Consider the following 25,130-nt stretch of genomic DNA (forward strand, 5'->3'; position numbering starts at 1 on the left):
CTCGCGCGGTAGCTTCTTGATCAGTAGGTTATTAACGGCCAAGCTCCCCGCCACTAGTAACGCCGCGACAGCAAATGGGTTAAATTCAGTGGGGTTCACAATGACCAACACGCCCAGCATGCCGAGCCCGACAGTGACGGTACTGTGCCACGTAACGCGCTCTTTAAATGCCATGCGTGCGATGATGACCGTCAGCATGGGCGCTGCGTAAAATAACGCATTGGCGGTAGCAAGCGGCAGAGTAGTGAGTGACAGGACCATCAAGGCGGTGCCGAACAGCCAAATGTGAGCGCGCGCTGCATGCCAACGCAAACCTTTGGGTGCCAAGCTTTCGCCACGCAGTTTGATAAATGGCAGAAGGATGAGTATCGCACTGACTTGCCGTAATAAGACAAATTGAAACGGCGCATCGAAGCTATCCAACATCTTAATCAGTGAGTCGGATAGAATCGCTACATTATTGCCTAACACCAACCATAACACTGCAGCAATTAACGCTTTATCCATGATGAACCCCCTGATGAGTTGTTGAAGATGGGGTTAGGATAAAGTGTGTTTGATATTATTAAAAATGATATTAAAATCTAGTAGCTATGAGTAATTTAGATATTAATGTATGAGTGTACCTTTTAGAGCGATCCATTATTTTGCCATGGTAGCTCGCCGTGGCAGCTTTTCTAAAGCCGCTGAAGAGTTATTCGTATCGCAAAGCGCCGTGAGCCACCAAATTAAACTGTTGGAGGAGCGGTTAGGGCAAGCTTTGTTTATTCGGAAAGGGCGACAACTGTTGCTCACCGCAGCGGGGGAAGCCTTTTACCAAAATATCGAGGAGCCGCTCGCGCAAATAGAGCGAGAGTTTTCGCAACTTCAGCACGGTGATGCAGGATTCGTGCGCCTTGCTTCTTATGGTTCACTGGCGGTTAAGTGGTTAATCCCAGCGGTTGATCGCTTCCGGCAACGCTACCCAAATGTGGATTTAACGCTAACCATGCTCACCGAAGATGGTGGGTTCGAACGCGCGTTAGCGGATTGCTTTATAACGACACAACCCCCTAAGAGCGGTTTTGAAGTGACCCACTTGTACGACGAATATTTATATCCGTATTGCTCTTACGACATTCGGGCGCGGCTAAACGATCTGCGCGACCCAAGTGCCTTACTCGCCTTTCCATTACTCTCAGCAACTTATACGTTTGCCCATGCAACGCCCGGCTATGATTGGAAAATGTGGTTCAAGCAGGGCAGTGTGCGATTACCCAGCAGTGCCAAGGTGCATCATTTTAGCCACTTATTGCTGGCAGCGGAGGCGGCTAAACATAGCCACGGTATCGCGCTATTGAATGAGTTTATGACGACCCAGCGGGAGCGTGAGCAAGAGTTAGTCAGGTTACCTATGCATGGACTTAAAACGGGGGACAGTTTTTATTTTGTGGTGCCGAGCACGCTTTCCAATCGCAGTTCTATTCAAGTTTTGAGAGACTGGCTTGTTGAACTGTGTCAGTCGCAACAAGCCATCAGTGCACCGTAATGCTTAACGACGCATTAGGTCGGGCTGTGACTCCCAATCGATCTCTTTACCGAGCTCGTTGGTTGGAATTGAGTCACGCACAGCGAAACGTTTAGGTAACTCATGCGGTTCAAGCTTATCGGCAAGCCACGTACGCACTTGTGCGATCAACGTTTCTGCCTGACCTGAGCGTTGCTCTGGGTCGGCTATCAGCAGTGCTTTGAGGGAGTGGCTCTCTTGAGCATGATTAAGCCGCACCCGTGCATCACTGATATTGGGATGTTGACGGATTACGTCAGCGATAGCTTCTGGATGGACTGACTTTCCGCAGATTGAAAGTACCTCATCGTTGCGGTTTAGCGGCTCAAATAAGCCGGGGCCATGCCATTGAATGCTGTCGGGTAAATCAATGAGTTCGCGCGAGAGATTATCCATTAATTGTTCTTTGCCTTGCTTGATCCAGCGAGGCAACAGTTGGTAAGGCTGATTGGGGTCGTTACGAATACCAACGCCCCCAGTTTCGGTACTACCATAGACCTCGAATACACTGTTGAGTCCATTACGAGTCAGTGTGCTTAGTACTGCAGGTGCGCAGGGCCCCGTTGAGCAGACTGCATTGGCGGCTGGGGGAAAGGCCGTGTCCATCTGTACAAACTGTTCAAAAGCGGCGGGAAACCCAATCAGCAGGTCATTGTTTTTAAGCTGCTGTGCTTGGGTCATTGAAAACGCCTTGAGGCCTCTTACGGCCGGTATATCCAGAAGTTCGGGTATGAGTACTGAAAAGATAAAACCGTAGATATGGTGCGGTGGTACAAAACTAACGACGCGCTCAATTTCGACATCATGACGCTTAATAAAATCGACGAAAAATTGCGCTTCGGCAAGCAACGCCATCCAATCATGGCGGTGATGTGACACCTGTGCGACCGAACCCGAGGAACAAAACGTAATATCGAGTCGATGATCTTCTCGACTCGTTTCTATTACCTCTGCCCATTGTTGTAACGTTGAAAAACGCAACAGGTAATCTTCTAATCCACTGCTGTCGAGCTGAAAAAACTCAACGACGCGGCTAGCAATGGACATCCATTCAAACGAGTCAACGATGACTTCTTGTGCATCGCCCGTTGCTTTGCTGGCAAAGACTATTTGGGTGTTAGATTGCCACTGTCGACCTTTCCAAAGTTGTTCATCACCCATGCGCAGACGTCCAAGTTCATCGGCGATAATGGCACCGAGAATATCTACGATAGAGGAAGAGGTTAGTTTTGCCATCTTGTTATACTCAGTTAAAGCGCTTCTTATTGTTCGATTTTTTTTTGAACAACTTTAAAAAAGCTTGTTGAACTTACGATTTTTAAGAACGATTGAGTAATAGTTTAGTGAGTACTACGTTTTTTAGATCACAGAAGTTAAGAAAAAATTAATGTTAGTTCCAACGGCAGCAGTTTCGACCGTCTGATTTGCTTTGATAAAGCGCCTTATCAGCCCGTTTATACGCAAGGTTAAAGCTGTCTTGCTCTTGTAATTTAGTCACACCAATCGATACCGTCGTCGTAATGATTTCGTCATCATGTTCTATTTTTAGGTTTTCTATATTCTTACGAAGGCGCTCAACGATATTTGCGATATCGACTTTGTCGTCAGCGTGGATAAGTAACATGAACTCCTCACCGCCAACGCGGGCGCATACATCATCACTTCGTAGACTATCGGTGAACTCAATGGCGACCGCTTGCAATACACTATCGCCGGCATCGTGACCAAACTGATCGTTGAGCTGTTTAAAGTGGTCAATATCGACTAATACGCAGTAGTAATGGTTAAGGCGTTCACGATTTTGATAGACCAAACGCTCAAAAAACTCATTAATGAATAAGCGGTTACTGAGTCCAGTGAGGAAGTCGGTATAGGCGAGGCGCTCTAACCTATCGGTTTTTGAGTTGTTGATAATCAACGTTTCGATGGCCGAGCAGAGGAGCCCCATGAGTTCTTTATCGAGATCGGTAAAGGGTGTGCCACGCGAGGTTTTGCTGGAAAAATTGAGCGTGCCCCACACTTTTCCGTTGATACGGATTGGTAAACCGAGATAGGTCTCTAATTGAAAAGCGGTATAGCAGGGGTGTCCGCTGAATTCCTTACTCGTTGAGGCGTGACGTGTGGCAATAACGTCACTCGCCGCCAAGGTGACTGAGCAGTAGGTATTACCGAGTTCAAACTGTGTTCCCGGGGGAATTGGATCACCGGTGGACCACGCGTATTTTACGGTGTACTCATTATCAATCACGCGGCTTACAATACCGATATCGGTATTTAAGTATTCACAGCCGAGCTTAAGTAACTTGTTAATACGCTCAGTGGGCAGCCCGACGGACTGTTTGTTCATTACGTCATGAACCGCTCGTAACACTTCGGAAGCCGATGCATAGTGGGTAACATCGTTAATAATTGCGAAGAAACCGTTTGTTTTTCCCGTACGTTGGTTTTGGTTGGGAACGTACTTGACCTCAAGTTGTAAAACGCGGCCATTACGTAGCGTGACTTTTTCTCGCAAGGATACATCCTCACCGGCCAAAACACGTGAGTGGATCTGCGAGATACGCTTGTAAGATCGCTCACCGAGCACTTCGGCGACCAACTTGCCTTTAAGCTCGTCGAGCTTGACGTCAAAAAACTGCTCATAGCGCTCGTTGACGAACTGATAGCGACGTTCGTTATCCACGAATGCCATCATAAAGGGGAGCGTATTCGCAAGCTTTCGGAACACACGGTCAATGCGCAACTGGATGACTCCACCAATAGGTTATATGCGCAGAGTAATCAAAACGAGCGACGTTGGCTAGTCCAATTTATATTTGTTCGCCTATCCATTGTGGCGGTAATGACCAGGACTGAACATGTTGACTACCATCCCAGTTCTGCAGCGTTAGCCAGACCTTGTCGGACGCCGAGAAGTTTGGCGATGCAATCGCATGCACATGTTGTAAGCTTTCACTGCCGTGTAGAATACCCACATCGTCTTGTTCCAATTGGTTCAATGGCAATGGGCGTGGGCCAATATTGATATAGGCTTGGCGGATATTTTTGACGGCGCCATCATTGACCCAAACTGAAAAATCTTTCACCCAGTCTTCATGGTGCGCGTAGGGCGGTTCGTTGTTCATTGGCTGCAACGCCAGCTCGAGCTGTCCCACGGACTTTGATTCCCATATTTCGGGAAACTCAGGCGGCTGCAACGACTCATAGAGAAAATAAATGGGGAATATGAGCAGCAACCCCGATAACTTGAATTTATTACGGTGCCAAAATGTATTCTTCAAACGCGCCATATCAAGCTCCTTGCTCTGACAGTTTTTGCTCACGCTTAGCCGCTTTTTTAGCGCGCGCTGCCTGCACTATTTTTGAGCTCCAAATCATAAACCCAGTGATCGACATCCCTGATAAGATAAGACCAAATATAAACCAAATCGCTTTAGTCCAAAGTCCGCCGATCGTGCCGTAGTGGAGTGGATCGACGACATGCATGACGGTTTGTAGGGTCGACATGTTGGCAGGCGAGTCGGCCTGTGCGACTTCGCCCGTCCATGGGTTGATGGCTAAGCGATACGCATATTGGTCATAGAAAATGTAGTCACCACCCCCCATGATTTTATACATATCTCGATTGTGCTCGGGCATCATGACATAACTGGGTTGTAGGTCACTGAATTGTGTTTGGGCAATCTGCATAGCTTGGTCAAAGCTGACCTTGGGTTCTGTTGGCGCTTTACCTAAGGGAACGTCGTTGATATTCACGACGGGGGCATGGGGCTCAATATCAATATCGGCATGCCAAAGCACTTGCTGGGTAAAGTACCACAGGCCGGTTAAACTCATGATCATGATGAACCAGATAGACCATGCGCCTGCGTGTTTGTGTAAGTCGGAAAGGATCGACTTTTTGCCTTGTTTTACACGAATCTTAGGTTGAGTGTAGGCGCGCCAAAAACGTTTGTAGATAACCAAGCCGCTGACTAAGGCGCCCATCATCACGAATGACATCGCCGATACAAGGTAGTAGCCGACGCTGTAGCTACTCTGCCATGGGAATAGTAACCAACCGTGTAATGACCGCATAAAGTTAATAAAGGTTATGCCTTGGTTGATTTCCTGTACCTCGCCTGTGTATTGATTAACGTAGGCAATGCCTGCTGGAACGGAGTCGGCAGAGAACATCACCGCGTTGGTGAGGTAGGACTCGAACGTCATGACGGTGGTGATGTGTGCGGATGGATACAAGGCTTTAACCGCGGCGACGCGCTCGGACATGGCAATAGGGGCGAGGTCGTCCGGGTTTAAGGCGCGAGCGTTCTCGTTAAACAGCCAGGTTAATTCGTGGCTAAATACCGCAATGGTGCCCGTGATACAGATAAAGCAGAACAAAATCCATATCGGTAACGAGCACCACCCGTGAAGTTTAAACCATTGCCTTTGCGTCATAGGGCATTCCATTATTCATTAACATGGCCTGAATGATATTGCTAATAAGAACAATTATCAAATGTATTTGGCTATATTAATGAAAAATGAGGAATTCCTAGTGACCTGAATCGCACTTAAATTGTGCAACGGAATCGCCTAACTCGCGCGCGAAGCGGCTTAGTTGCTCGGCTGTCTCTGCATTGGTGCGTGCATCCGCCAAAATGTCATTGGTTGCGTCTTTGATGCGTACAACATTTTGCGAGGTGTCATCGACTACTTTTGACTGTTCCTCTACGGCGGTGGCAATGGATGCGGACCGATCGTTAACTTTCATTAATTGTGTGTTGATGTCGGTAAAGAGCTCACCTGAACGGGTTGCTTCTTGGCGACTGTCATCGCCGAGTTCGTTGCACTCTTCCAGAGACTTCACAATAACGGATGTTTGCTCTGTTAGTTGTGTTGCTATTTGCTCAATTTCGTTAATTGACTCTTGGGTACGTTGAGCCAAGCTACGCACTTCATCGGCGACTACGGCAAAGCCTCGCCCTTGCTCCCCAGCGCGTGCCGCTTCAATTGCGGCATTGAGTGCCAGCAGGTTGGTCTGCTCAGCGATACCATTGATGACCGCGACAATGTCTCTGATCCCTTGACTACGTTTCGCCAGTTCTGACGCGTGTTGGTTGCTGTTGGCAAGGCGCTCGGCCAAAAAGTTGACCTTTTCAACGGCTGAGTTAATCACACTGCGACCGGTTGAGGCTTGTTGCGCGATTTCATCGACTTGCTGAGCCGTACTCTCAGCATCCTCAGCGATGGTGTGTGCGGTTGAACCGACTTCATTGACGGCGGCTGCGACCTGTTCGATTTCGCTGTTTTGCTGTTCTGTTTTGTTTGATGAATGGGAGACGGTGGCTGATAATTGCTGCGAAAGCTCACCGACATTGCTGCTTGTTTGTCGGATGTTTGCTATGACCCGTCTGAAGTAAGCGAGCAATTGGTTGACATGATCAACGGCGGCTCCAAATTCGTCATCTTGGTGCTTATCGAGTTGCAGCGATAAATCATTCGTTGCTTGAATATGGCTGAGCTGTGACTTCAACGTTTGCAGTGGCTTATTGATTGACCGGGTCACCCAATACAACATGACTATCATCAGTGTGATAATCAATACAGTAATAGCGATAGGCAGCCATGTCGCCTGGCGTTGTTGTTGGAGTAGCTTTTTATTGAGATCGCGGCTTAACGCATTCAGTTCGCTATTTATTTCATCGCTTTGCGCGCTGAGCTTGCCTTTTAGCCCCTCGGTTAGCGTATAGCCTATTTTTCGTGATAAGTCAGCAAAGCGATTAAATTGTATTAAATAGCCTTCGACCTTGCTTTGGTCTGCCGTCGAGCCAGCCAATTGACTATTAAGCTGCTGAGCAATTCGCGTTACTTTTGCGACATAGTCATCCTCCCAACGCAGCATGAAGTCCTTTTCTGAGCGTCGAAGTTGAAGCAGGGTCACTAAGGTCTTGTTATCGTCGCGTTTGTCGAGCACCGCCTCGAGTTGGTGGGTCGCCTCGCGCAATGCGCCGTAAGCGCCGAGTTTTCTTGTTAAACCGCGTTCTATCATCGCCTGCTCAAGCGCTGAAAAACGCTGTTGGTACTCACTTACGGTCGTCTCGATGCGTTCTAGTCGGCTCAAGACCGTGGGATAATCAACGGTCTGTTTGAGTTGTTTCAGAGTCTCTTGAATATGGTTAATTTGTTGCTTGGCTGATTCGCTGTATTTGAGGTCGCTATCGAGCAAGAAATTTTTCTCGGCGATACGAAGCTCGCTGATGAGGTGACTGAGCTTTGCCTTTTGCTGCTCGGCGTTGTTGATGGTTTTGATTTGAGCTTGGGAGAAAAGAAATATTCCCATTAACACGAGTAGGGCAACGATAACCCCGGTGCCGAGTAGGTATAACTTCTGCTTAATCGACATTGAAATCCCATTATCTAAGAGTGAACGACGCATGGCGATAGGTCTAAGGGTTGAGTATTTTATAACTATCGACCGTTCATTATAAGGATTTAAATGAAACTTTTATGACAAAACCATGCTGTAGTTCAATTCTTCTAAGCTGACAGGGGGAGAAATTAAGTAACCTTGGATCAGATGACAGCCCAGTGCTTGCAGATGATCAGCTTGCTCTTGAGTCTCGACACCTTCTGCCACTACGTCGCGATTGAAGCGTCGTGACAGGTAAATGATACTCTCGACGATCGCCTCGTCATTGGTATTTGGCTTGAGGTTGGTAATAAAACTGCGATCGATTTTGATTTCATCCACCGGTAAGCGTCTAAAGTACGTCAGTGAGGAATAGTGCGTACCAAAGTCATCGAGCGCGGTGCGATAACCGCACTCATGGCAACGGTTCAGTATTTCTACTGCTTCATCAAGATCGTCGATGGTTGTGGTTTCTAGTATTTCCAGCGTGATGCCATTGTTTCGCCCAGTGTTGGATTCTGCCATTGCTTCGAGACGACGCTTAAATAATTCACTCGTAAAGTAATCACCGCCGATATTCACGCTGAGATTCAGGTCTCGACCGGAACGCCGCCAAACGGCCTGTAACTGATGCGCTTCGTTAAGTACATAATGATCGAGCGCGATAGCCGCTTGTGAGCCCTCAACTTGAGGAATGAAGGCGCCGGGCATCAGTAAGCCGCGTTTTTTGTGACGCCAGCGACTCAGTACCTCCACACCGACCACAGTATTTGTGTTCATATCAAACTTGGGCTGGTAGACACATTCAATTTGTCGATCATCAATGGCGTACATGAGCTCTTTGATAAGTTCGATCTTGTGCTCTCGCGCCGATGCCTTTTTCGCATCGTGTATACTGACTTGGTTTTTACCTTCGCTTTTTGCTTGATACATGGACTGATCGGCAAAACGGATGAGTTGGTCCGCATGCTGTGTATCATTGGGGTAAACCGCCACGCCCATGCTTGCTGACAAATTAATCATGATATCGTCGATGGCATAGGGTTGAGCAAGGGTATCGGTTATTTTTTGATAATCTGTGTCGTTCGCTGGCGCGTTAAGGACGATAACGAACTCATCTCCGCTGATCCGGGCAACAGAGTCTTGAGTGCCAATTAGGTGCTTGATACGTTTGGCAACTAACTTAAGTATTTTATCGCCGACTTCGTGACCGTAGTTGTCATTGATGGGCTTAAAACTATCCAAGTCGATGTAGCAGACTGAAAATTGACTGGGTTGTTGCCGGTGCGTCAGTGATTTGATTTCTTGATCGAGTTTGCGTCGATTGGGCAGTCCTGTGAGTTCATCGTGGTAGGCGGCATATTGCAAACTGACGGTAAATTGTTTGCGTTCCTGCACCATCCGATTGCGCTCAATTAATACCCCAACGACAGAGATGAGCGCATGCAGTGAATCAACGAAGGTGCTGGTGTACTCGTTGATACCGTTGGCAAGGCCGATTAAACCCACCATGGTCTCGCCCGAATAAACCGGAATCCCGACGTAGTTTTTGATTGGCGGATGGCCGTAAGGTGTTCCGCCTGAACGACTGTCCTCGATAGCGTTATCAGTAATGACGACATCACCGGTTACAAGCGGTTTACAGAGTAAGTTATCGAGGTTTCGAAACTCAAGTCCATCGGTTTTATTACGTTCAAACAGCGCATTTGTCTCGGCACTCCAGGCAATGTTGGTGAGGCTATGTACCTTTAAATAGGGTTGACTGTTATCCTCGTAGAGCACCTCCCCGATCAGCCCGAATGCGCTGGAGGTGAGTTTGAGTATGTCATCGAGCAGAATATCGAACGTCAGTTTGTCGTTGTGACTGGTCAACAACAGGTGTTGTGCCTTGATGATGACTTCGTTGAGGCGACTCGGTTGAACAGTACCTTGCACCGGGGCTTGTGAGCGGCGCATGATTTCATACTCGATCATGTGCACCAGATGGCGCTGGATCTTAAGCTCTTGGCTACTGATTGTGCGTGGCGCGCCATGAATGAGGCATAGTGTCCCGATGCGCTGACCATTGGGCGCGTGAAGTGCAATGCCACTATAGAAGCGAATGTATGGATAACCGGTAACCAACGGATTATTGACGAAGCGACTGTCAGTAAGCGCGTCATTAATAATAAAGGGTTCGTCGCTTTGAATGGTAAATTGGCAAATTGAGATATCAACGGGTGTTTCGCATAGTGAAAGCCCGATTTTGGCTTTGAACCACTGTTGGTCGTCATCGATGAGAGAAATTAAAACGATATCGGTGTTGAAGATAAGTTTGGCTAAGTAGGCGATATTATCGAAAGCGCGCTCCGAGACAGAGTTCATTAACCCGGTTTGATGTAACGTGAATGCACGCGACGATGACATAAATCACACCTCTAATACCTAGAATATAATAACTAGCGTATTTTTATATTTAGTGACTAACAAATATAAAACAAAATGTATAAATGTCTAGTCTAGTCGATTGTCGATTCAGCGACGCGGCGAAAGTTTTTGTAACTTACGTTGTAATGTGCGGCGGTGCATGCCCAATGTTTTGGCCGTGGCACTGATGTTACCTTGGTGAGCGAGGAGGGTTCGCTGAATGTGCTCCCATTCGAGCTGTGCCGGTGTCAGCGTGGTCTGTTCTTCAACGTCGCTGTGATACGTTTGCTCAGGCATCAACCGTTGAATAAGCGCATTAAGTTCGATGGGCTTGGCTAGATAATCAGTCGCTCCGCGCCGCATCGCCTCAACGGTTGTGGCAATGCTTGCGTAGCCTGTCAGCATGATTAAGTGAGCGGGCGAGAAGTGATGGTTAAGTCGAGTAATTGCATCCAGACCTGACTCATCTGACAGCATCATGTCGAGAATAATGCCGTGGCACGGCGTTGCCGTCTGCTCGGCGAGTGCCGCTTGCGTCGAGGCAAAGGCGAGTATCTCGAAACTCGTTTTTTGTGCCAGTCTGCGCTGTAACACACGACGATAACTCGCATCGTCGTCTATGATGATGACGGTAGCGTGATCCAAGTGATTACCTCATGGTTAACGTGTTCCCAGCGTAAAGTGCCGCCAAATTTCTCGAGCGTTGCATTGCTTATAATCGCGCCTGCGCCGTGCCCTTTACTGCTCGGTAGTAAACGTTGGCCGAGTTGCTTGAGGTTTTCTGTATGACCCGCATTACGGATTTCAATGAATAGCGTGTTATTTTTATGGCTACACGAGACGCTAACGGGCTCATCATTGACACGTTTTTGAGCATCGCACGCGTTGACAATTACATTACTCAGCGCGGGTAACAACGTACGATCAGCATTGACTTTAAGTGTGTCAAGTTGCGCCTCGATATGCCAGTTGATTGCAACCTCGGGTCGCACCAACTGCATTAAATGTTGAATCTCTGACGCTAACTCACGCGCGTTCACCGCCACCGTGCGTTGGTGACGGACGTCATCAGTGACCTGCCGCCACTGTGTCAATTTGTGTGTTATGTGCGAGAGCTGTGCACTGAGATCGCTGAGCCATGCTGGCGTTGGTTGCGTTTTCTCTACCCCCTCCTCAAGTAACCATTGCGCCGCCTGTGTCGGGGTTGCCAGTTCATGGGTCAGTTGTGCTGCCGCTGTGCCTATGGCGAGTAGTTGCTCGTTTCGCAATTGTTTTTCGCGTAAAGCATGTAATTTTTCCTCTTGCTGGGCAAGACGATGGCGTAGATAAAACACCACCGTCATGATTAACACGCTGGTGATAGTAAAGCTGACTAACATGCCTTGCGCGTGAGCCAATAGTGCATGGTTCGTATCCATGTGAGTAAATTGCCACTGCGTCCATTGCGCGGCGATACTTAATCCGACGATGGCGACGGCACCTGCATGGGGCAGCCAAACACACGCCATGATGAGCGGAATTAATAACACCGCGCTGAATGGGTTGCTTGCGGCCCCGTTAAAGGCTATCAGTAAATTGAGCAGGACGATTTCAACGAGTAAGCACGCAAACATACCCAGCAATGATAGGCGGCGATTACGTAGCGCCGCCATATAGAGAAGCAAGATCATCAGTTATCTCGGTAACGCTTAGCGATGTATCAGCTTACTTAAAATGTATAACGAACGCCAAAGTTAATTGAGCGTCCTGCGCCAGCCACATTCTCGAAGCCTTGAGTTTGTCCGGCTTTTTGCGCTGCGATGCTCACGCCGCCTAATGGTTGTCGATAAAATTCATCAAGTAGGTTGGTGATACCGAGATTAAGTTGCCAGTTTGCTCGAGTGTAGTTCACTTGCCAATCGACAACCTGATAGGCGTCGGTACGATTTTCGAGGCGCTGCTGGTCGACACGATCTTTCTGCTCAACGTGTTCAACGCGGACTGTTTGGCGCCAATGGCCCCACTGTTGACTCAGCTCAACGCGGATGGTGAGTGGTTGAATCTGATACAGCTCACGACCCGAGGCTTGCTCACCGTGGGTGTATTTTGCGGACGAGCGTAACTGCCATTCATCGGCACCAAGTACCTGGGTCCAACGATAGGTGTAGTGTGCACTGATACCTTTTAAAGTGGCATCGACATTGGTCATTTGCAGAATATTGCGTGCCGTACTAGGTTGGGTGCCGCGATTGAATGTATCGATAACGTTGGCATCGATGTAGTCATCAACGCGTGAGTAAAAAGGACTGACACTGAATTGCCAGGTGTTGTTAGCATCGTCACGTTGGTAGGTTGCTTTTAATGTTGTCGCCGTTTCAGGTTGCAAGTCGATACGACCCACATAACCATTACCATCGCCAAACCAGCCGATCATTGTCGTAGCCATGACACCGCGACCCCAGCTGTAACGTTCATATAAATTAGGCGCACGATTTTTTCGAGCGATGCCCAACTCCAAACTTTGCTGCGGATCGATGGTATATTTTGTTGCCAGGGTCGCATCGACTAAGTTGTCTGTTTGCTCTCGGTCTGCCTGATTAAAGGCGGTTGCCGCCGTAGCGTCGACATTCGGCATCCCCATCATTGGACTGTCGTTGTAGGGTTGAACTTCGTCGGCATCGGTACGTACATGTTCAATGCGAATACCGGCATTTAACACCCAGTTGTCGGCGATATCCGTATCAGAATCGGCGAATACGGCGATGCGCTGTCGTTGTCCATTGTTAATATTGATGTACGGATTTGGACCCATCATCATCGAACCCGCCAATGCTGGCCAGTAATCATCTAATTGGTAATCGAACAGTTCATGACCTAACGTGATTTGACTGCTATATGCGCCTATCTGTTGCGTTGGCAAGTGCCAATGAAGTTTGTAACTGCGATCGGTGGCATCGGTCACCATTGGCATCATGCCAGGTTTTTCTGGGCTGAAGAAGCCCATCTCGTGTTCAACTGACTGCCAGTTAACATAGCCGGTCAGTTGGCCGCCTGTGGCGAGTTCACGCTGATATTGAATATGTGCGCCCAGACTTTGATTATCTGTCATATCCATGTATTGGTTGGGAAAGCCTTGATACGGGATCATTTGCGCTGTGATTTTGGTGCTCAGTTGTTGCTGACTATCGCGCCATGCCATCGTCAACGCATGATTTTGTGACTCATAAAGCGTATCGAGTACTTTATCTCCGTTGCCATCATCGTAGCTTTTTGACTGCTCGTAAGCGCCTTGATAATCGATAGACCAAGTGTCACTCGCCCAATGCGCACCGATACCGGCAAGCCATTGGTCACCGTTACTTTGATACTCACCCACGACGTAACCGCGTTGCCAAGAGAGGCTTTCGGTATCGGCAAACTGTGCCCGCATTTGTTGTAAGTTGATAACGCCAGCGATGTTGTCGCCACCGCTGCGGACGGGGGTGAGCCCCGCAATCACTTGGGTTGATTTGACTTGGTTGGCGGAAACATAAGATAGAGGAGGGTTCATTTGGTTGGCACAAGCCGCAGTGAGCTCTGCTCCATCAATAATGACTTTGATGCGATCGCCCATCATGCCGTTCATCACCGGTAACGCCGAGACACCGCCTGCGGCCGAAAAGTCGACGCCTTGTTCGCTCAGTTGGCGCGATAAATTGCCTAGCGCATCGTGCGGCTCGTGACCTTTTATTTTTATGACTTCGGTGGGTGCGTCCGTTGTTTGCGCTGAACTGTTGAATATGGCGAGTGCCGAAATGAGATAAGCCGTTATGCGTGTCATTTTAAACGTCGATTGCATGATTAAGGTTTCCTAGCGTCACACGTAAATTTTCGACCTAGTTTACGTCTCGGATGGGATTTGACCATGCGACAAATTGTCGCACCTAGCCAATATGAGAAAGACGGTATGTTGGTAGGTACTCACCTTTACGAACCTTTTACGCGTAACTACCTTGTTAAATACCTATTCAAGACCTATTGTTAATACATCGCTGAACGGCTCGAGTGACCCCCCCGAATAGCTCAGAGCCTTCGGCGAAATTCCCTAGGCTGAGGATAACGTGATGACTATCGATTGGACCTCAATAAACCGACAACTTGATGAGACATTAAAGGACAGAGCGCACATGCGTTATTGTCATTCTCCGAAGACGCGGAATATACAGCAACTATTGACCAAAGCTGAGTTGGAAGCGTTACGTCGTGAGTTTGTGCGTAATCGAACACGTTAATCAGTCATAGCGCGCCAACAGCCGGCTGAGCCACGGATGTTGGAACGGTTGTTTAATGGTAATCGCATAAAACTGCTCGAATAGGTTGGGAAGCGTGACATAGCGTTGTAAGCGCTGACTATCAAGCTCGTCTTTCACCACAACATCGGGAATAACTGCAAGCGCACCACCGTCGCGCGCTAATAATCGCAACATTGCCATATCGTCGGCCTCGGCTATCACGCGAGGCGCCCATTGATACTGAGTCGCTAGCATGTCGAACCCTGATCGCAACGGCGCACTCGTTGGCGGGAGTACCCAGGCGCATTCCTTTAGTGCTGGATCGCTGAGTGATTGAATGGGTAAGCCTGGCACACCGATAATCGATACCGGCTGGCGCGCTAATAAACGGCTTTGCCAAATATCTTCATCGTGGCCCGCCACATCGGTATTTGCCAGTGCAATATCAATCCGATGTTCGGCAAGTTCGGTCAGCAACTGATGAGTCGACATTGAGTGTAAACGAAAGGGTTGCGGTGAAGGACTCATGAGCGACGCAATAAATTGTTCTACAAAGTTACGTGACATGGTCGATGCGTGTCCAATACGTACGACACTGGTTTGACTGGTCTTACCTTGTTTGAGTTGCTCGACCAAGCTTTGTCCTTCTGCGAAAATGCGATCGGCATATTGCTTAGCGATGTAGCCTGCTTGCGTCAGCTTTAATCGTCTCCCTTCGCGCTCAAATAGAGTTTGTCCGAGCCACTCCTCTAATTGCTTAATTTGACTGGATAGCGCCGATTGCGACACATGCAGTTGTTGAGCGGTGTGTGTCAAATGACCTGTTTTTGCGACCGACCAAAAGTAATACAGATGACGATAATTCATGGTGAGGGCAATCGTTCTTTTAAATAGAATAGTATAATAGTATATATCTATTTTACTTAATTATGACAAGTCGAGATACTACGGCGCAGTTAAATAGAACGAGGGGAGCAACCACGTTGAACTGGATTCAAGTCGATGAATTGCGTGTGACGTTATTGGTGATGGTGGCTTTGTTGAGTTGGGTGGTGTTGCGGTACACCTGGCGAAACTTTGCGCTTGAGCCGAGTCGACCGCGCGCGATGGGATGGATGATTGGCTGTTTAGCGAGCGTGACGGTCACCTTGATTGCCAACCATTTTATTCTGTTTTGGTTAAGCTGGGTGAGCATCAGCGTGTGTTTGCACCGCTTGTTGTTGTTCTATCCGGAGCGCTCGCGCGCTGTATTGGCAACCCATAAACGCATGATTACGGCGCGCATCACTGAAGCGCTGTTGGCGGTCAGTTTTATTCAGTTATATCTATGGTCAGGCGATCCGACCCTTTCGGGCACGCTAGATTACTTCTCGGCAACGGGCGTGGTGCCACTGGGTGCCATGATAACCTTGGTCATTGCCGCGTTGCTGAGTTGTGCTCAGATGCCATTTCACGGCTGGTTGATGCAAGTTGTCGAGTCACCGACTTCGGTGTCGTCGTTATTGCACGCAGGCATCGTTAATTTGGGCGGCTTTTTGCTGCTGAGTTTTGCGCCCTTGCTGACCGAGGCAGAAGCGGCGCGTTGGTTACTTGGCCTATTGAGCGCGGTTTCGTGCGGGTTAGCCATTTTAATCATGTCGACTCGAATCAGTATTAAAATTCGTTTGGCATGGTCCACCTGTGCGCAAATGGGATTGATGCTGTTAGAAATCGCGTTAGGTTACTATAGTCTGGCGCTCCTGCACTTGGTCGCACACTCCTTATATAAAGCTTACGCATTTTTATCATCGGGTACGGTACGTCCCATTCATAATGTGTTGGTTCGTAACAGTTGGGTGACGTTGGGCTGGTTCCTGGTCAGTTTAGTCATGATCAACTTAGCGTTGTGGTTTAGTTTTGGGCACTTTAAGCCGACCGCGGCTGTTTTACTGAGCCTTTCTATTACTTTATTGATGTCACAAGCGCATAAATTTAGTTGGCCAAAGAGCATTCTGCTGGCGCTTGTCTGGGTGGCTATCTACACCGCATTGACACTGTCTGCCGCCCAAATTATGCAAGATGGACGGGTGCATATTGGACTCGATTTAGCTGTTGCTGCTTGGTTTATTATGCTGGTCGCGTTGTATTGGTGGTTAGAACAACATGTGGCTCATGCGGTGAGTCAGCGCTGGTTTATTCGTTTAAACGCGGGTCTTTATATCGATGAGTGGTTTACGCGCTTGGCTTTATGGCTGTGGCCACGACCTGAGGATCGGCATCGCTATGATTCAGTAGATGAGGAGAAGTCGGCATCATGAGTGAGTTTATCCAACTGGCCCGTCAGCAGTGTGCGCGCGTTGCGCCGATGTGGCCGCTCGCCGAATCGATTGCGGTAAATCCATGCTGGTTTTTTACCGACAAGCCCGTCGAGCGCGTGTCAGCGATTTGGAAGTATGTGTCAGATATCGATTTAGTGATGGACCGCGCATTTTATCGTCAGCAACTGTTGCAAGGTCATCTTGATGAGCAGATGCTGCCCACGGATGCGACAAAATGTTTATCTGAGCCACAACGATTGCCGCGCTGGTTTAATGTCACAGACATTGTCGATCAGCTACAAGCACGGCAGCGCAAAATGCTCTGGAAAGATGAGGTGGTACTGCAAATTAGTCAGTTTTGTGGTTTACACACCGAGTTTCCTGAGCGGTTTGTCGACGAATCACAGCCCGACAATGGTTTGTATCGTGGTTGGTTGACGGTTGTACGAGAGGATAAAGGCATCGCAACGTTGATGGCAGAAAGTCAGCTACCCGACTACTTTGATCCCTTACCGGATGATATCGATGCGCTTTTTCGCATGTTGGCGGATGATTGGTTACGACATTACAGCGAAGATGCGCTGAATTATTACTTGTTTGCGCTATTGATCGATGTCCTCGGGTGGTCCTCGGCGCTGCGTTACCGTGATTGGGATCCTTCTGCGCCGCACCATAATATTGAACCGGTGCTGTCGCTGCTGGGCATTCGTTTGGCATGGGACTACGTTTTATGGCAGTGGGCTAAGGACACTTCGACTGAGCTATTTAATCGACTCAGCCAACGCTTTGCTCAACAAGCGGCTCGTTGCCAACGCGATTGTGAGCGTGTTGAGCAATCTCAGAAAATACTTTGGCAATGTCAACGTGCTTATGAGCATAAACAGCTTCTCAATTATCGCTTGGCGTCTAAATCTGAGGGCGCGCAGCAAGCGTATCCTACAATGCAGGCGGCTTTTTGTATTGATGTCCGATCTGAGCCGCTAAGACGCGCGCTTGATGCCCAACCTGGGGTTGCCAGTATCGGGGTTGCTGGCTTTTTTGGTCTACCGATTGGCTTTCGCTCGCAAGGACAGCGGCGTCCCCAGTTACCCGGGCTCTTAACTCCACAACTCTGGGTGACTGAGAAAGACGTGGCGACCCCCAGTGCAACGATTACAGCCATCGGTGAACTGTTGGACACGCCAACCTCAAGTCTCAATGCTGTTGAGGTGCTCGGTTTAGCGAAAGGCATTGGCTTATTTAGTGCTCATAATGAGGTGGAAGCGACTGACACGCCGCAGTCGGACTTGACTATCAATTTAGCCGACAATGAGCAACCGCTGCTTGATGCATTGGCGGGTACGTTAACCAGTTTGGGGATTACGCACTTTGCAGATCACTTTGTTTGGGTTGGACACAGTTCGCATCATGAAAATAATCCGCAACGCGCAGCGATGAATTGTGGTGCATGCGGGGGACAGAGTGGCGCCATTAATGCCCGACTCATGTGCCAGTTGTTGAATCAGCCGGACATCCGGCAAGCACTGTCGACGCGAGGCATTGATATTCCAGAACGGACGCGATTCTATGCGGGGTTACATGAGACTGTGACGGATAGAATTTTGCCCCTCAGTGAGGCGTTTCCGGACGCTGTAAGGCAAGCCTTTGAACAGGCGAGTGAAGCGGTTCGGGACCGCAAGCAATATCCGCAAACGCGTTCGGGTTTGAACCGTTTGGCTGGTCTGTTCAAGAAAACGCGTGATTGGGCCGAGGTTCGACCGGAATGGGGGCTGGCAGATAACTTTATGATGATTATCGCGTCACGGCAACGTACGGCTTCGATCGACTTAGACGGACGTGCGTTTTTGCACGATTACGATGCCCAGCAGGACCCTGATGCGAGTATTTTGGCCGCCTTAATCAGTGCTCCGGGTGTCGTTGCTCACTGGATAAACTGGCAGTATCTCACGTCGGTGACTGCACCGACGCGGCTCGGTAGTGGTAATAAGTTATTACATAACCGTGTGGCGCAAAATGTCGGAGTTTTTGAGGGTAACAGTGGCGATCTGCGTATCGGCCTGTCATTGCAGTCGGTTTGGGATGGCACGCAATGGCGGCACCGGCCGTGTCGGCTTCAGGTGGTCGTTGAGGCAACAGAATCACAGATCAAGCAAGCGCTGGACGCGAGTCCGAGTTTTAAACCATTGGTTCAGAATCGATGGCTCTATTTGTATCGACTGGCGGAGGATGGTCAGCTGATTCAAATGTACGCTTGAACTTACAAATCAGTTCGCGTAAAAGGGGGGCATCACTGGACTATGGCGTTGTCCCATGCGTGTTGCCCCCTTTATTATCACTTTGCTGGCGTTATGGTTAACGAGTTATAGCTTTTTGGCGAGTGCACAGACGTCGGTGGACGATGTTGTTAAACAGTCCCAGTCTGGTATCTGTCATACGCCAAGTAGTCCCTACTATGATCGCACAAAGCGGTTTACCGCTTATCCCAATTTAAAAGATTGCTTAGCCGATGGCGGACGATTGCCAAAAGGGTATAAGCCGGCAGCGTCTGCCCGTTCAGATGAAGTAAAAGCGTATCAACGTTCGGCGTTTGGACGTTGGAAAGACGATGATGACGACTGTATGAACACGCGTCATGAGTTACTCGCACGGTTATCGAGTGTCGCGGTTACCTTGAGTGAAGATGGCTGTCGTGTGGTGCGAGGACACTGGCTGGACCCGTATACGGGACGCTCATTCCTAAGTGCGGACGACTTAGATGTTGACCACTTAGTACCGCTCAAATGGGCCTGGACGCATGGCGCGGATCGGTGGGATCGCGCTCAACGTGAGCGTTTTGCTAATGATCCTATTAATCTGTTTGCCGTCGATGATAGTACCAACCGTCGTAAAGGCGCTCAGGGTCCGATGGACTGGCTGCCGCCTAATCAAGCATTTCAGTGCCAATATTTAACACGATTTCAACGTGTACTCAGGATCTATTCGTTTCAGGCTGCAGCGCGGCAACGTATCGATGCACAGCGACAACGCGTTTGTGCGGAGACAACCGTTGCAGAGCGTTAATGATTGAAAATCTTTGTGTGCTAATAATGCAAAAATCAGACAATCAGATATACTATCCATAATACACGGTTTTATTATTTATTTTAGCCAAGTGTCGGCTTACAATAGCGTCTCGTTGCATAAAGGGATTTTTTGAGAATTGAGGATTAAGCGTAATATGCTGGTTCAACTTTTGGCTCTGCCAAGAAATTTAAAGCGGGTGGTCGCTGCAACCGTTGATGTGCTTGGCATTATGCTGGCACTGTGGTTTGCCGTGAGTGTTGATGCTCGAGTGTTCTACCTGCCGAGCAATTGGAACGATGTTGCTTTTGCTTTTGTGCTCTCCGTAGCTTCAGTATTTTTGTTTTATAAATTAGGTCTTTATCGTTCAGTTACGCGCTATATCGGTTCGAAAGCATTTCGAGCGGTTGTATTTGGTATGCTCGCCTCTTCCTCGGCGTTGGTGCTTTTTAGTGCGCTGATGGATGCTCGCGTTAACCTCAACGTTGTTGTTATTTATAGTTTGTCAGCCTTTATTTTTATCGCCGCTTCGCGTTTTGGGGCGCGTTCTGTGTTTCGTCAGGTGCAGTCGCGACCGAAAGACAACGTCATTATTTATGGCGCGGGTGAGGCAGGGCGCCAACTGGCACATGCGCTGATACATGGGCGTGAATATCACGCGGTTGCCTTTGTCGACGACGATGAAACGTTGCAAGGTGCAATGATACAGAACTTGTCTGTATTTCCTGTCAGCAAAATTGGCGAACTGACGCACAAGCTTGACGTCAAACGGATACTGTTGGCATTTCCAAGTGCATCGCGTTCAACACGTCGGAACGCACTTGAAATGCTATCGCACTTACCCGTCACTGTACAAACCATTCCCGGTATGGCCGATATTATTGCCGGGGATGCAAAAATTGATGAGTTGCGCGAGGTGAATATTGAAGACCTGCTCGGACGAGATGCGGTCGCGCCGCAAATGGATCTGTTGACTCAGAACGTCCGCGGTAAAGCGGTGATGGTCACGGGCGCAGGAGGGTCGATTGGCTCAGAATTGTGTCGTCAAGTTGCTGCACAGAAGCCCAAGGCACTTATTTTATACGAGTGGTCAGAGCCTTCGCTGTATTATATTCATGAAGAGCTCACACAAACCTATCCAGACGTGGCTATTTTCCCATTTGTGGGTTCTGTGCAAGATGAGATTACCCTGAAATCGGTGATGAATTCGCATCGTATCGATACGATATATCATGCCGCTGCGTATAAACATGTCCCCATGGTGGAGATGAACATTATACAGGCAGCGAGAAATAATGTACTGGGTACTTTATACACTGCGCAAGCAGCGATTGACGCAGGTGTCGAGAAGTTTGTCTTGGTTTCTACCGACAAAGCCGTCCGTCCTACCAATGTGATGGGGGCGACAAAGCGTTTGGCTGAGCTGATCCTACAAGGACTCGCTAAAACGACCCATAAAACTGCGTTTTGTATGGTGCGGTTTGGGAATGTGCTGGGTTCTTCGGGTTCTGTTGTGCCTAAATTTAGAGAACAGATCAAGAAGGGCGGACCCATTACGCTCACTCACAAGGATATTACGCGTTACTTTATGATTATCCCTGAAGCCGCCCAGCTCGTTATTCAGGCAGGTGCTATGGGCGATCAAGGCGATGTGTTTGTTTTGGACATGGGCGAACCGATTAAAATCTATGACTTGGCGAAACAAATGATTCGGTTGTCGGGTTTAACTGTTAAAGATGAGCAAAACCCTCATGGTGACATCGAGATCAAAATCACCGGGCTGCGACCGGGCGAAAAGCTATACGAAGAGTTAATTATCGGCAATACCGATCGCCTCACTCCTCACCCTCGTATTCGTCGTGCATCTGAGCATTCGCTTGCTTGGACGGAGGTTGAGTCGCTATTAAATGATGTGATTGCGTGTTGTGCAGAAATGGATGGACAGCGCTTACGTGATATTTTAAAAGACGCTCCTTTGGACTACACGCCGGATAGTCGCTGTGTTGACCTGCACTACCCGGTACAGATCACAAAAAAGATTAAACATTCTTTGAGCCAGCCTCAACAGCCTCACTAGTTTACACTTATACAACTTGCAGTCTCGCGGAATCATCGCCGCGGGATTGCAAATCTATTTTTTCTCACCATAATCGTTAAATACAGTCCAAATATGGTGAAAACAATATGAAAAAACTTTCCTCCGTGACTCTCGGTCTTGGTCTGCTATTGGCGGGTGGTGTTCAGGCTCAAGATGCTATCACGTACAACGACCAGCAAAAATTACACGACATTGCCGATGCCGTAAGTGCTAAACGAATTGAACAGGATATTCGTAAGTTAGTGAGTTTTGGCACTCGTCATACCTTATCCGAAACGGAATCTGATACTCGTGGCATTGGTGCTGCAAGACGCTGGGTTTACCAAGAGTTTCAACGCATTTCCGCTGACTGTGGTGGTTGTCTTGAAGTGATGTATGTATCGGATATTGTCGAGGGCGAAGATCGTATTCCTGATGCGACCGAAGTAAAAAGTGTGATTGCGATTCAGCGTGGCTCAACGGATCCCGACCGTTATGTGATGATGTCCGGTGATATTGACTCGCGGGTCAGCGATGTGATGGATGCGACTTCCGATGCGCCAGGCGCTAATGATAACGCTTCGGGTGTGGCGGGTACGCTCGAAGCCGCGCGAGTGCTCAGTCAGTATAACTTTGATGGCTCGATAGTATATGCGGCGCTGTCTGGCGAGGAGCAAGGCTTGTTCGGTGGTAAAATTCTTGCGCGCAAGGCAAAGCAAAATAAATGGCGCATCATGGCCGTCCTGAATAACGACATGATTGGCAATATTGAAGGTATCAATGGGGTGATCAATAACACCACCGCCCGCATTTTTGCTGAGGGAACTCGAATGGATGAAACCGATCGCGAGGCGACCATGCGACGGTTTTATGGTGGCGAAAATGACTCGCCTTCACGTAATGTAGCGCGCTATATCGATACCATGGCTGACCGTTATATTGCCAACTTAGATACCATGATTGTTTACCGCTTGGATCGCTTTGGTCGTGGTGGTCATCACCGACCGTTTAATGACCTAGGGTATCCGGGAGTACGTATTATGGAAACTAACGAGAATTATAATCGTCAGCATCAGGACTTGCGCACGGAGAACGGGATTGAGTACGGTGACACTATTGAGGGTGTGGACTTTGATTACGCGGCTAAGTTAACGGCGTTGAATGCGGTTTCATTGGCCGGTATGAGCTGGGCGCCTGAACCGCCGCAGAACGTAGATATTCGCGGTGCCGTGCAACCGTCGACCACACTCACCTGGAACGACGCGCGTGGCGAAGAAAATGTCATGGGTTACAAAGTGTACTGGCGTCTTACCTCTGAGCCACAATGGCAGTGGAGTCGCTACGTGGGTGATGTGAACGAATATACGCTTGAGAACGTAGTGATTGATAACTACATTTTTGGAGTTGCCAGTGTGAGCCCCGATGGATTCGAAAGTCCAGTGGTTTTCCCGGGGCCAGCAGGTGAGTTCTCAATCGAGTTCGAGGATGACACAGACGACAACTAATCAATTTAAACCGTTGCAGCGGCCAGAAACTGATTCTGGTCAGCTGCGCACCATTGGCTTCGAAATCGAATTCAGTGGGCTATCAGTACAGCAGACGCTCGAGGTACTGCAATCCCATCTCAAAGGTCAAGTCGATCATATATCCCTCGCCGAACGCAGTATCCAACATGAACAACTCGGTACCTTTCATATTGAGTTAGATTGGAGTTATTTAAAACGTATCGCACGAGAGCAGCCGACCAGTGGTACAGCTGAACATATTTGGCTAGAAGAATTACACGCCTTGGCCGAGCGCATGGTTCCCATGGAAATTGTTTGCCCACCGATGACGTTGCAGCAATGTGAATGTTTGTTTCCGATTATTGAGGCACTCAGAGAGGCGGGTGCTAAAGGTACGGATGAATCTTGGATAGCTGCTTACGGAGTGCATATTAATCCTCAAGTAGCGAGTGAAGACAGCAACGATGTATTGCGTTATTTGCAGGCATTTTCGTTGCTACAGTGGTGGTTGTTTAAAGCGCTCAAGGTTGATACGACCCGTAAAATGAGCCCTTATATTGATAAGTATCCTGAGGCGTACATTCGGCATTTGTGTCAGCAATCTGAGGTCAGTGAAGGGCAATTAATTGATGACTACCTCAAATTTAATGCGTCCCGTAACCGCGCATTAGATATGTTGCCGCTTTTTGCGTATTGGCGGCCCGAGGTTGTAACCAAAGCCGTGGGCGATGCCAAAGTGGGTGCACGGCCTACCTTTCATTTTCGTCTACCCAACTGTCATATTGAGCGAATAGGCTGGCAACTTGACACGGCTTGGCGTAGTTGGTGGGTGGTCGAGCAGTTAGCAAATGACACGGCTGCACTGACGTATTGGAAGGATGCCTTTTTGGCGGCAGATAGGCCGTTATTAGGTGTTGATGAATCCGCATGGACCGATAGGGTAGCATCATGGCTGAACGACCGCGCGTGGTGGTAACGGGCAATGCTCGCCGCTGGTCTCCTTCATGGTGGTGTACGCAGCTCACGTTGTGGTTGTTGGGCGCAAAAGCCATCCGCGTGAGTACTAGGCATCACGTATCACGTAATGCTGATGTCGATGCACTGATCATTGGTGGGGGAGATGACATCAGCCCCAATCATTATGGTCAAAGCGCAAAGCCGGATGGTGACTATGATCCGGCTCGTGATGCATTAGAAATTGAGTGGATTCGGTGGGCGTTAAAGACCGATACACCGATGCTTGGAATATGTCGTGGCGCACAATTAATTAATGTCGTGTTGGGTGGGGAACTGAACCAAAATATCCGCTCCTTGCGTAAACGAACCTACAACCGTCCGGGTCTATTGCCGACCAAGCAAGTTTGGTTAAAGCATCACTCGAGACTGCGTCAGGTAGTGGGGCAGCGTAAGTTGCGAGTGAATAGTTTGCACTATCAAGTGGTGACACGACCGGGCGACGGAATGCAGGCGGTTGGTTGGGACTTGGACGAGTTTATTCAAGCCACTGAGCATGCTGAGCGTCCTATTATCGGCGTGCAGTGGCATCCTGAGTATTTATTTTACTTATCCAGTGAACGGCGCATTTTTGCGTGGTT

Annotated in this window: 20 protein-coding genes; 9 read left to right on the forward strand and 11 right to left on the reverse strand. The window is 48.8% G+C overall.

The features are described 5' to 3' along the window. On the reverse strand, window positions 1–507 hold a 507-nt coding region (locus ABNS04_RS09115), incomplete at its 3' end, for an EamA family transporter (RefSeq protein WP_348671378.1). Between the two features lie 109 nt (window positions 508–616). Here ABNS04_RS09115 and ABNS04_RS09120 point away from each other — a divergent pair. Continuing rightward, window positions 617–1,528, forward strand: coding sequence for a LysR family transcriptional regulator (locus tag ABNS04_RS09120; protein WP_006955038.1), 912 nt, complete (start codon window positions 617–619; stop codon window positions 1,526–1,528). 3 nt (window positions 1,529–1,531) lie between these two features. Here the strand turns inward: ABNS04_RS09120 and ABNS04_RS09125 are convergent, their stop codons facing one another. From ABNS04_RS09125 to ABNS04_RS09165, 9 genes are all read right to left on the reverse strand, one after another. After that, window positions 1,532–2,782, reverse strand: a complete 1,251-nt coding sequence (locus tag ABNS04_RS09125; RefSeq protein WP_272978218.1) for a hypothetical protein — start codon at window positions 2,780–2,782, stop codon at window positions 1,532–1,534. 154 nt (window positions 2,783–2,936) lie between these two features. Further along, on the reverse strand, window positions 2,937–4,289 hold the full coding sequence (locus ABNS04_RS09130; protein ID WP_006955040.1) for a diguanylate cyclase: 1,353 nt from the start codon (window positions 4,287–4,289) through the stop codon (window positions 2,937–2,939). Between the two features lie 67 nt (window positions 4,290–4,356). Then, complete coding sequence (locus ABNS04_RS09135) at window positions 4,357–4,836, reverse strand: hypothetical protein (protein WP_272978217.1); 480 nt, start codon at window positions 4,834–4,836, stop codon at window positions 4,357–4,359. A 1-nt stretch (window position 4,837) separates the two neighbouring features. Further along, window positions 4,838–5,986 carry a PepSY-associated TM helix domain-containing protein gene (locus ABNS04_RS09140; RefSeq protein ID WP_006955042.1) on the reverse strand — a complete coding sequence of 383 codons (1,149 nt, stop codon included), beginning with the start codon at window positions 5,984–5,986 and terminating at the stop codon, window positions 4,838–4,840. A gap of 97 nt (window positions 5,987–6,083) precedes the next feature. Next, complete coding sequence (locus ABNS04_RS09145) at window positions 6,084–7,967, reverse strand: methyl-accepting chemotaxis protein (RefSeq protein ID WP_083773230.1); 1,884 nt, start codon at window positions 7,965–7,967, stop codon at window positions 6,084–6,086. 69 nt (window positions 7,968–8,036) lie between these two features. Beyond that, a complete protein-coding gene (locus ABNS04_RS09150; RefSeq protein WP_006955044.1) occupies window positions 8,037–10,346 on the reverse strand; it encodes an EAL domain-containing protein in 2,310 nt (769 codons plus the stop codon). Window positions 10,347–10,454: 108 nt separating this feature from the next. Then, complete coding sequence (locus tag ABNS04_RS09155; protein WP_006955045.1) at window positions 10,455–10,991, reverse strand: response regulator; 537 nt, start codon at window positions 10,989–10,991, stop codon at window positions 10,455–10,457. Continuing rightward, window positions 10,964–12,016 carry a GHKL domain-containing protein gene (locus tag ABNS04_RS09160; protein ID WP_272977520.1) on the reverse strand — a complete coding sequence of 351 codons (1,053 nt, stop codon included), beginning with the start codon at window positions 12,014–12,016 and terminating at the stop codon, window positions 10,964–10,966. The genes ABNS04_RS09155 and ABNS04_RS09160 overlap by 28 nt, the downstream gene beginning before the upstream one ends. A gap of 38 nt (window positions 12,017–12,054) precedes the next feature. Continuing rightward, complete coding sequence (locus tag ABNS04_RS09165; protein ID WP_272977521.1) at window positions 12,055–14,163, reverse strand: TonB-dependent receptor; 2,109 nt, start codon at window positions 14,161–14,163, stop codon at window positions 12,055–12,057. Between the two features lie 265 nt (window positions 14,164–14,428). Here ABNS04_RS09165 and ABNS04_RS09170 point away from each other — a divergent pair, with 265 nt between their 5' ends. After that, complete coding sequence (locus ABNS04_RS09170; protein WP_006955048.1) at window positions 14,429–14,596, forward strand: hypothetical protein; 168 nt, start codon at window positions 14,429–14,431, stop codon at window positions 14,594–14,596. Here ABNS04_RS09170 and ABNS04_RS09175 read toward each other — a convergent pair whose 3' ends face one another. Further along, window positions 14,597–15,463 carry a LysR family transcriptional regulator gene (locus tag ABNS04_RS09175; protein WP_272977522.1) on the reverse strand — a complete coding sequence of 289 codons (867 nt, stop codon included), beginning with the start codon at window positions 15,461–15,463 and terminating at the stop codon, window positions 14,597–14,599. A 116-nt stretch (window positions 15,464–15,579) separates the two neighbouring features. Here ABNS04_RS09175 and ABNS04_RS09180 point away from each other — a divergent pair, with 116 nt between their 5' ends. The 7 genes from ABNS04_RS09180 to ABNS04_RS09210 form a co-directional block, all read left to right on the forward strand. Then, a complete protein-coding gene (locus ABNS04_RS09180) occupies window positions 15,580–16,893 on the forward strand; it encodes an NADH-quinone oxidoreductase subunit L (protein WP_272977523.1) in 1,314 nt (437 codons plus the stop codon). Continuing rightward, the gene (locus tag ABNS04_RS09185) at window positions 16,890–19,148 is read left to right on the forward strand and encodes a putative inorganic carbon transporter subunit DabA (protein ID WP_272977524.1); all 2,259 of its coding nucleotides are present in this window, start codon (window positions 16,890–16,892) and stop codon (window positions 19,146–19,148) included. The genes ABNS04_RS09180 and ABNS04_RS09185 overlap by 4 nt, the downstream gene beginning before the upstream one ends. A gap of 55 nt (window positions 19,149–19,203) precedes the next feature. Further along, window positions 19,204–19,953, forward strand: coding sequence for an HNH endonuclease family protein (locus ABNS04_RS09190; protein WP_272977525.1), 750 nt, complete (start codon window positions 19,204–19,206; stop codon window positions 19,951–19,953). 157 nt (window positions 19,954–20,110) lie between these two features. After that, window positions 20,111–22,030 (forward strand): nucleoside-diphosphate sugar epimerase/dehydratase, encoded by a 1,920-nt coding sequence (locus ABNS04_RS09195; protein ID WP_272977526.1) that lies wholly within the window; start codon window positions 20,111–20,113, stop codon window positions 22,028–22,030. Window positions 22,031–22,137: 107 nt separating this feature from the next. Further along, entirely contained in the window at window positions 22,138–23,535 is a 1,398-nt protein-coding gene (locus ABNS04_RS09200) for a M28 family metallopeptidase (RefSeq protein WP_272977527.1), read from the forward strand. After that, entirely contained in the window at window positions 23,516–24,511 is a 996-nt protein-coding gene (locus tag ABNS04_RS09205; protein ID WP_272977528.1) for an amidoligase family protein, read from the forward strand. Before ABNS04_RS09200 ends, ABNS04_RS09205 begins: the two co-directional genes overlap by 20 nt. After that, on the forward strand, window positions 24,484–25,130 hold a 647-nt coding region (locus ABNS04_RS09210; RefSeq protein ID WP_348671381.1), incomplete at its 3' end, for a gamma-glutamyl-gamma-aminobutyrate hydrolase family protein. The genes ABNS04_RS09205 and ABNS04_RS09210, both read left to right, overlap by 28 nt.

Source organism: uncultured Idiomarina sp. (assembly GCF_964010655.1).
Taxonomy (GTDB): Bacteria; Pseudomonadota; Gammaproteobacteria; order Enterobacterales; family Alteromonadaceae; genus Idiomarina; species Idiomarina baltica.

Excerpts from the sequence above, each read along its gene's own strand:
- ABNS04_RS09120 (WP_006955038.1), top strand. The coding sequence starts at position 617 with ATGAGTGTACCTTTTAGAGCGATCCATTATTTTGCCATGGTAGCTCGC.
- ABNS04_RS09125 (WP_272978218.1), bottom strand. The coding sequence starts at position 2,782 with ATGGCAAAACTAACCTCTTCCTCTATCGTAGATATTCTCGGTGCCATT.
- ABNS04_RS09135 (WP_272978217.1), bottom strand. The coding sequence starts at position 4,836 with ATGGCGCGTTTGAAGAATACATTTTGGCACCGTAATAAATTCAAGTTA.
- ABNS04_RS09140 (WP_006955042.1), bottom strand. The coding sequence starts at position 5,986 with ATGACGCAAAGGCAATGGTTTAAACTTCACGGGTGGTGCTCGTTACCG.
- ABNS04_RS09145 (WP_083773230.1), bottom strand. The coding sequence starts at position 7,967 with ATGCGTCGTTCACTCTTAGATAATGGGATTTCAATGTCGATTAAGCAG.
- ABNS04_RS09150 (WP_006955044.1), bottom strand. The coding sequence starts at position 10,346 with ATGTCATCGTCGCGTGCATTCACGTTACATCAAACCGGGTTAATGAAC.
- ABNS04_RS09160 (WP_272977520.1), bottom strand. The coding sequence starts at position 12,016 with ATGATCTTGCTTCTCTATATGGCGGCGCTACGTAATCGCCGCCTATCA.
- ABNS04_RS09165 (WP_272977521.1), bottom strand. The coding sequence starts at position 14,163 with ATGCAATCGACGTTTAAAATGACACGCATAACGGCTTATCTCATTTCG.
- ABNS04_RS09170 (WP_006955048.1), top strand. The coding sequence starts at position 14,429 with ATGACTATCGATTGGACCTCAATAAACCGACAACTTGATGAGACATTA.
- ABNS04_RS09175 (WP_272977522.1), bottom strand. The coding sequence starts at position 15,463 with ATGAATTATCGTCATCTGTATTACTTTTGGTCGGTCGCAAAAACAGGT.
- ABNS04_RS09185 (WP_272977524.1), top strand. The coding sequence starts at position 16,890 with ATGAGTGAGTTTATCCAACTGGCCCGTCAGCAGTGTGCGCGCGTTGCG.
- ABNS04_RS09190 (WP_272977525.1), top strand. The coding sequence starts at position 19,204 with ATGCGTGTTGCCCCCTTTATTATCACTTTGCTGGCGTTATGGTTAACG.
- ABNS04_RS09195 (WP_272977526.1), top strand. The coding sequence starts at position 20,111 with ATGCTGGTTCAACTTTTGGCTCTGCCAAGAAATTTAAAGCGGGTGGTC.
- ABNS04_RS09200 (WP_272977527.1), top strand. The coding sequence starts at position 22,138 with ATGAAAAAACTTTCCTCCGTGACTCTCGGTCTTGGTCTGCTATTGGCG.
- ABNS04_RS09205 (WP_272977528.1), top strand. The coding sequence starts at position 23,516 with ATGACACAGACGACAACTAATCAATTTAAACCGTTGCAGCGGCCAGAA.